This window comes from Cellulosilyticum ruminicola JCM 14822 (assembly GCF_001311925.1).
GTDB classification, from domain to species: domain Bacteria; phylum Bacillota; class Clostridia; order Lachnospirales; family Cellulosilyticaceae; genus Cellulosilyticum; species Cellulosilyticum ruminicola.
In genome coordinates this window covers 1-1,130 of record NZ_BBCG01000165.1, presented here as the reverse complement: position 1 = coordinate 1,130, position 1,130 = coordinate 1, and the positions used below count along the sequence as shown (strand labels likewise).

The 1,130-nt window shown below is 31.2% G+C and carries 1 protein-coding gene; it reads right to left on the bottom strand.

All coding sequences use genetic code 11. The annotated features are described in order from the left end of the window. Nucleotides 1–58 precede the first annotated feature (58 nt). On the bottom strand, nt 59–967 hold the full coding sequence (locus JCM14822_RS18685) for a LysR family transcriptional regulator (protein ID WP_054744158.1): 909 nt from the start codon (nt 965–967) through the stop codon (nt 59–61). Between the last annotated feature and the right edge of the window lie 163 nt (nt 968–1,130).

The following is a 1,130-nucleotide window of genomic DNA, read 5'->3' as shown; positions in this document are numbered from 1 at the left end:
TAACTTCCTACATACGTCAACCTTTTTTATAAAAATGTTTAAAAACAAAACAGTTGCTTTATAATATCTGCTCTTCATATTTAGAAAGCTCTTCTATATATAATTTTCCCATACTACTAAGTGGTACACCTTTTCTCTTAATGTACCCAATAGTCATGATCTCATTAATTTCTATTGGCACTGCTGTATAATCCCCACCATTTAACTCTGAACAAATAATCCCTGAGCACAAGGTATACCCATTAAGCCCTTTCATTAAATTTAATAATGTCGCTCTATCATCTGCTTTGATTACTCGCTTATATTGATATGTACTAAGTACTTCTTCTGCAAGGAAAAATGAATTATTATCTCCTTGTTCGAATGATAAACAAGGATATTCTTCTAAATCCTCCATTGTAATTTTATCTTTATGAGCAAGTGGATTGCCTTTCCACATATACGCATAAACATGACAATTGAAAAGACTAATAAATTCCAATTCTTTTTCTTTCAGAATCTTCATAAGTACCTGCTCATTAAAGTCATTTTTATACAAAACACCTACTTCACTGTAAAAGTGTTGCACATTTTCTATTACTTCAAAAGTTTTTGTTTCATGAATAGCAAATTCGTATTCATCCATTCCAAAATGTTTCACCATTTCTACGAAAGCCTTTACCGCAAAAGAATAATGTTGCATTGAAACAGCAAACTTTTTCTTAACTGATTTTTTCTCTATATACCTTTCATCAATTAATCGATATTGATCCATCAATTGCCTAGCATATCCAAGAAATTCATTGCCCTCTAATGTCACGACAATGCCTTTATTACTTCTATTAAAAATCGTAATGCCTATTTCTTCTTCTAATTCACGTACTGCTGCTGATAAACTTGGCTGAGAGATAAAGAGTGCTCCTGCTGCCTTATTCATAGAATTACAATCAGCAACTGTGATTACATATTTTAACTGTTGTAATGTCATGTTTACTCCTCTTTGCTAATTATCGTTAAATAAATCTGTATTTTCTTTTTATTATAACCTTATTTCCTTTTACTGTGCTACCCTATTATTATGCTGTAATATTTAAAATATAGTCAGACGATGGAACAAAAAAGGACCAAGGTATTCCTTGGTCCTCCATAAA

Excerpts from the sequence above, each read along its gene's own strand:
- JCM14822_RS18685 (WP_054744158.1), bottom strand. The coding sequence starts at position 967 with ATGACATTACAACAGTTAAAATATGTAATCACAGTTGCTGATTGTAAT.